Source organism: Streptomyces sp. SAS_270, from assembly GCF_052543295.1.
In genome coordinates, this window is sequence record NZ_JBMNDS010000075.1 from 45015 (window position 1) to 51343 (window position 6329).

A 6329-nucleotide genomic window follows, 5' to 3' on the forward strand; every position below is an offset into this window, starting at 1 on the left:
CCCGGTTCCGCACGGAACCGGGGGCTTCGGGCATTCCGTCCGGTGTTTCTTCCGGCGCCCCAACAGCCTTGCGGCGCCTCGGCGTTGGCGCCGGACATCCGGCGCCCTACCCCTCCGTGGGGTCCACCGTCGCCTGGTGCGCCTCCGCGAGGTGCTCCTCCGCCTTCAGCCACGGCAGGAACTGCGCGCCCTTGCGCCAGCCGCAGGTGTCGCATCTGATCGTCCGCTGCACGCCCGCACGTTGCACATGGACGACGTGCTCACGGCCGTGCTGGTCCCACCGGCTCACCTTGCTCGTGTTGATCTGCAGCATGACGCCTCCGGCCTCCGGGTGGCGGCGCGCGGTACCGCGCCACTTGCGCAGCAAGGAGTGTGCAGCATGGGCAAGATCAACGGGAAGGGTTTCCGCGTCCCGCGTCGTCCACCGTCACCACGCGGCGCAGCAGCGCGGTGAGGGTCTCCCGCTCGGCCCCCGACAGCGCGCCCAGGCAGTCGGCCTGCGAGCGGTCGGCCACCGTCTTCAGCTCGGCCAGCCGCACTTCACCTCCCGCGGTGAGCGCGACCCGCTGCCGCCGCCGGTCCGCGGGGTCCCGTACCCGCCGTACGAGATCCTGCCGCTCGACCTCGTCGAGATAGCCGACGAGATGGCTGCGGTTGAGGTCGAGGCGGTCGGCCAGTTCGTGCTGGGCGAGCGGGCCGAAGTCCCCGAGGCCCGCGAGGACCGCGAAGTGCGGCAGTCGGAGGTCGTGTTCCTTGAGCGCCTCGACCAGCGCGCGGTGGCCGATCCGGGCGACGTGGCCCGCCAGATAGGAGGGAAGGGCGAGGAGCGTCGGCGGGCGCAGGGCCCTGTCCGGCTCGCTGTCACCCTCCTCGGCTTCCCGGGAGGGAACGTCGTCGCGTGTCACTGCCATGCCGTCACCCTAGTGAACCCCCTAGCTGACCGTTCGAGGCAGACGCAGGCTGAGGGCTGTGGTGAGGGCCACGGCTGCCAGCTGGACGAGGAGGGTCGTCACGAGGGCGTCCCGCATGCCCATGCCCGGTATCAGGCCGAGGAAGAGGGTGCCCAGGGTCGCCACACCGAGGGCCAGGGCCGACTGCTGGGTGGTGATCATCACGCCGCTGCCGACACCGGCCCGTGCGGGCGGGACCTCGGAGAGGATGATCCGGAAGATGACGGGGAGTTGGAGGGCCTGACCGGCGCCCGCCACCGCGGCGCCCGGCAGCAGCTCCAGCACTCCCAGGTCCGGCCACGACCGCCAGGCGGCGAGTGCCAGCAGGGCCACGCCGACCGCCTGGATCAGACCGCCGACGGTCACCACGCGGGTGCCGTACCGGGCGACGAGCCGCGGACCGCAGAGCGAGACGACGAAGAAGACGACGGCCATCGGCGCGAGTGCGAGGCCCGCCGGTACCGGGCCGAGGCCCGCACCGCGCTGGAGCGCCACCGCGATCACGAACATGAAGCCGCTGAAGCCGATCGAGAACGGCACGATCAGGATCAGACCCCGGCGCAGCGACACCGTGGCGAACAGGCTCGGGGGCACCAGCGGCGTACGGCCGCTGCGGTCCTTTCGGCGCTCCACGAAGTAGAACGCCGCCGCCGCGAACGGGAACGCCGCCAGCGCCACCCAGGTCCACAGCGGCCACCCCGCCGCCCTGCCCTCGGTGAGCGGGGCCAGCAGCGTCAGCAGCGCCACGGCGAGCAGCACCGTGCCGGCGCCGTCGATCGGCTCCGGGCGCTGCGAGCGCGTCTCGGGCACGGCGCGGGCGGCCAGGAACAGGCCGACGACCACGACGGGCACGTTCACGAGGAACACCGAGCGCCATCCCGTGCCCGCGATGTCGGCGGCCACCAGTACGCCGCCCAGGATCTGGCCCGCCACCATGGAGAGCCCGGCTGTGGCGCCGTACAGGCCCATGGCCTTGGCGCGGCGCGCACCGGTGGTCGTCGACTGGATGGTGGCGAGCACCTGCGGCAGCATCGCCGCGGCCGCCGCGCCCTGCGCCACACGCGCCGCGACCAGTGTCCAGGCGCTCGGCGCGAGGCCGCAGGCCAGCGAGGTGACGCCGAAGGCGGCCATGCCGCCGAGGAAGAGCCGACGGCGCCCGAAGAGGTCGCCGAGGCGCCCGCCCAGGACGAGGAGGACGGCGTACGAGACTCCGTACCCGGCGACGACGAGTTCGAGGACGGCCTCGCTCGCGTGCAGGTCCCGGCCGATCGTCGGCAGGGCGACGTTCACGATGAAGAAGTCGATGAGCGGAAGTGCCGCACCGAGCAGCACGGTGAAGAGTCCGAGGCCGCCGAGGACGGGTGGGGCGGCGGCCGGGCGGACTGGTGTGGGTGTGGGTGTGATGGGTCCGGTTCGGGTTTCGGTCACGTAGGACAGCGTCGCTCGGCGCTCAGGCTGGTACCAGAGTCTCTTTATCCTGGTAGAACCGGTACCTGGAAACAGGGTGAGGGGTCAGGCAGGCTGGGGGGATGACGACCGTGGCAGACAGGGCACAGGTGGCAGCACATACGGCACAGGCGTCGGTGCGTTCGGACGCCCCCGCGGGTCCGGCGTCGTCGGGGCCCTCGGCGTCCGTGGCGTCCGAGATCCGGCGGCACGAGCTCGCCGCGTTTCTGCGCAGCCGCCGCGAACGCATCACCCCCGAGCAGGTCGGCCTGCCCCGCGGCCGCCGCCGGCGCACCCCGGGCCTGCGCCGCGAGGAGGTCGCACAGCTCTCCGCGGTCGGCGTCACCTGGTACACCTGGCTGGAACAGGCGCGGGACATCCAGGTCTCCGTCCAGGTGCTCGACGCGCTGGCCCGCACGCTGCTGCTCGACGTCAACGAACGCGCCCACCTCTTCAACCTCGCCGCGTCCGTCGACCCCGCACCCGGCGCGAGCTGCCCCTCGGTCACCGACGCGCAGCGCATCCTGCTGCAACAGCTGGAGCCGATCCCCGCCTGCATCCAGAACAGCCGCTACGACATCCTCGCGTACAACAGCACCTACCGGCTGCTGCTCTGCGACCTCGACGCCGTGCCGGTGGCGGACCGCAACTGCATGCTCCTGTGCTACACCAACCAGGACTGGCAGGCGTCCATCGTCCAGCGCGAGGAGACCATGCGGCTCATGGCCGCCAAGTTCCGCGGCGCGATGGCCGACCATCTCGCCGAGCCCGCCTGGAAGATCCTGCTCAAGCGGCTGAACACCGAGTCCCCGGAGTTCCGGGAGGCCTGGGAGCGGCACGAGGTCATCGGCGCCCGCACCAAGCGCAAGCAGTTCCGCAACGCCCACGTCGGACTGCTCACGCTCGACCACACCGACCTGTGGCTCGGACCGCACAGCGGGCCCCGCATGGTGACGTACGCGCCTGCCGACGAGGAGTCCCGGGCGCGGCTTGAGCGGCTTCGGCGGATCGCGCTGGAGGGGGAGCGGGAGGGTGCCGGCGCGGGGGTGGGGCGCGGGTCAGGCTCGTGAAGCGGCGGGTTGGCCGATTTCCCTCTCCTGGAGGCGCTCCGCCGTGTGCTCCGCCGTCCTTCGGGCCCACTTTCCACTGGTCAGCGCACCCAGGACGAGCACCGCGAGGCCGCACGCCGTGATGATCCACCAGCCGGGGCGGGCCGCCGACACGAACACGTCCCGGTACGGCGAGGAGCCCACCCCGGAAGCCAGTACCGCGCCGATCACGGCCACGCCGAGCGTGCCGCCGATCTGCCTGCTGGTCGACGCCACCGCCGCGGCCACGCCCGCCTGGGAGCGCGGCATCCCGGAGACGGCCGTGTTGGTGATGGGGGCGTTCACGAAGCCGAAGCCGACGCCGAAGAGGACGTATCCGAGGACGAGCGTGACGTTCGAGGTCTCCGCCTCGAAGCCCGCGAACAGCACCCCGCTCGCCGTGGTCGCCACGCCCGCGATCAGCAGCGAGAGGCGCGGACCGCGGCTGCCGACCAGCCGTCCCGACAGCGGCGCGCACACGAAGCACATCACCGCCATCGGCAGCATCCACAGGCCCGCGTGCAGCGCGTCCAGGCCCCGCACGTTCTGCAGGTAGAGCGTCGAGAGGAAGAGGAAGCCGCTCAGCGCCGCGAACGCGCTGATCGCTATGACCGTTGCTCCGCTGAACGGTGCCGAGCGGAAGAAGCGCAGGTCGATGAGGGGTTCGGTGCGGCGGGGCTCGTAGCGGAGCAGGCCGGCCAGCGCGGCGAGGGCGATGGCGGCGAAGGCGAGCGTCCGCAGGGCGGGGGAGCTGGGTGCCTCGATGATCGCGTACGTCAGCGAGCCGAGCAGCGCGATCACCAGGAACTGGCCGAACGGGTCGGGGCGGCGGGCCTTGGGGGCGCGGGACTCGGGGACGTAGCGCAGGGTCAGGAGCAGGGCCGCGAGGCCCACCGGGAGGTTGATCCAGAAGATCGAGCGCCAGCCGACCGAGTCGACGAGCAGTCCGCCCACGATCGGGCCGGCCGCCATCGATATACCGACCACGCCGCCCCAGACGCCGATCGCCCGGGCCCGCTCGCGGGGGTCCGTGAACGTGTTCGTGATGATCGACATCGCTACCGGGTTCAGCATCGAGCCGCCGACCGCCTGCACCATGCGGAAGGCGACCAGCGACTCCAGGTTCGGGGCGAGGGAGCAGAGGACCGAGCCGACGGTGAACAGGACCAGGCCCGCCTTGAAGATCTTCTTCCGGCCGATGCGGTCGGCCGTCGAGCCCGCCAGCATCAGCAGGGAGGCGAGGACCAGGGTGTAGGCGTCGATCGTCCACTGCAGGCCTGCCACGCTCGCGTGCAGGTCCTTCTGCATCGAGGGCAGGGCGACGTTGAGCACCGTGTTGTCGAGGCTCACGATCAGCAGGCTCATACAGCAGATCGCGAGCACGAGCATGCGGCGGCGGTGGGTGAGCTCGGGCATGCGCTTCATCGTACGCCCGTTTCGATAGTGCGTCTAACTAATGAGTGTTACATGATCATTGCCCGGCAACTTCGCCGGGCACCTCCCCGCGTGCGTGACAATGGGGGAATGCCCACGCCCGTTCTCGCTCCCGTGTCCCCGCTGTCGATCGGTCCGCACACCGTCCAGCCGCCCGTCGTTCTCGCGCCCATGGCCGGGATCACCAACGCGCCCTTCCGCACGCTGTGCAGGGAGTTCAGTGGTGGCAAGGGGCTCTTCGTCAGCGAGATGATCACCACGCGTGCGCTGGTCGAGCGCAACGAGAAGACCATGCAGCTGATCCACTTCGACGCGACTGAGAAGCCGCGGTCGATCCAGCTGTACGGCGTCGACCCGGCCACCGTGGGGAAAGCCGTCCGCATGATCGCGGAGGAGGGGCTCGCCGATCACATCGACCTGAACTTCGGGTGCCCCGTGCCCAAGGTGACCCGCAAGGGGGGCGGGTCCGCGCTGCCGTTCAAGCGGAACCTGCTGCGGGCGATCCTGCGCGAGGCCGTGTCGGGGGCGGGCGATCTGCCGGTCACGATGAAGATGCGCAAGGGCATCGACGACGATCACATCACCTACCTCGACGCCGGGCGGATCGCCGTCGAGGAGGGCGTCACCGCGATCGCGCTGCACGGGCGGACGGCGGCGCAGCACTACGGCGGTACGGCCGACTGGGACGCGATCGCGCGGCTGAAGGAGCATGTGCCGGAGATTCCCGTGCTCGGCAACGGGGACATCTGGTCGGCCGAGGACGCCGTGCGGATGGTGCGGGAGACCGGGTGCGACGGGGTGGTCGTCGGGCGCGGGTGCCTGGGGCGGCCCTGGCTGTTCGGGGACCTTGTGGCGGCGTTCGAGGGGCGGGAGCCGGAGGCTTACGCGCGTCCGACGTTGCGGGAGGTCGCGGATGTCATGGTGCGGCATGCGACGCTGCTCGGTGAGTGGATCGGGGACGAGGCGCGGGGTGTCATCGACTTCCGTAAGCACGTGGCCTGGTATCTGAAGGGGTTCGCCGTCGGCTCCGAGATGCGCAAGCGGCTGGCCACCACCTCGGCGCTGTCCGAACTCCGTTCAGGGCTGGACGAGTTGGACCTCGGCCAGGCCTGGCCGGCGACGGGCGCGGACGGCCCACGTGGGCGTACGTCGGGCAACAACCGGGTGGTCCTGCCGGACGGCTGGCTCAAGGATCCGTACGACTGCGCGGGCGTCAGTGAGGATGCGGAGCTGGATACGTCGGGGGGGTGACGCGGTGCGGTGTGGGTCGGGTCCGTGCCGTCTGCTGGCGTGGGCGCCGTTCGCGTGGGGCCGGTGGGTGGGTCGGGTCCGTGCCGGTACGTCTTGCCCGTCGCCGCGTGGGCGTACTGCCCGGGGGTCGAGCATGGCGGAGCTTGGCTGGGGGCCGGCT

Annotated in this window: 6 protein-coding genes; 2 read left to right on the forward strand and 4 right to left on the reverse strand. The window is 71.4% G+C overall.

What is annotated here, in order from left to right; translation table 11 throughout:
- Positions 1 to 106: 106 nt before the first annotated feature.
- The 3 genes from ACN6LB_RS35740 to ACN6LB_RS35750 form a co-directional block, all read right to left on the reverse strand.
- A complete protein-coding gene (locus tag ACN6LB_RS35740; RefSeq protein WP_054235491.1) occupies positions 107 to 313 on the reverse strand; it encodes a hypothetical protein in 207 nt (68 codons plus the stop codon).
- Positions 314 to 389: 76 nt separating this feature from the next.
- The gene (locus ACN6LB_RS35745; protein WP_356139486.1) at positions 390 to 911 is read right to left on the reverse strand and encodes a MarR family winged helix-turn-helix transcriptional regulator; all 522 of its coding nucleotides are present in this window, start codon (positions 909 to 911) and stop codon (positions 390 to 392) included.
- Between the two features lie 21 nt (positions 912 to 932).
- On the reverse strand, positions 933 to 2378 hold the full coding sequence (locus ACN6LB_RS35750; RefSeq protein ID WP_445029470.1) for an MFS transporter: 1446 nt from the start codon (positions 2376 to 2378) through the stop codon (positions 933 to 935).
- A gap of 101 nt (positions 2379 to 2479) precedes the next feature.
- Here ACN6LB_RS35750 and ACN6LB_RS35755 point away from each other — a divergent pair, with 101 nt between their 5' ends.
- Positions 2480 to 3466, forward strand: a complete 987-nt coding sequence (locus tag ACN6LB_RS35755; RefSeq protein ID WP_445029471.1) for a helix-turn-helix transcriptional regulator — start codon at positions 2480 to 2482, stop codon at positions 3464 to 3466.
- Here ACN6LB_RS35755 and ACN6LB_RS35760 read toward each other — a convergent pair.
- Complete coding sequence (locus ACN6LB_RS35760; protein ID WP_445029472.1) at positions 3455 to 4900, reverse strand: MFS transporter; 1446 nt, start codon at positions 4898 to 4900, stop codon at positions 3455 to 3457. The genes ACN6LB_RS35755 and ACN6LB_RS35760 overlap by 12 nt on opposite strands.
- A 108-nt stretch (positions 4901 to 5008) precedes the next feature.
- On the opposite strand from ACN6LB_RS35760, the gene dusB reads away from it, so the two are divergent.
- Complete coding sequence (dusB, locus tag ACN6LB_RS35765) at positions 5009 to 6169, forward strand: tRNA dihydrouridine synthase DusB (protein WP_445029473.1); 1161 nt, start codon at positions 5009 to 5011, stop codon at positions 6167 to 6169.
- The last annotated feature ends 160 nt before the right edge of the window (positions 6170 to 6329 follow it).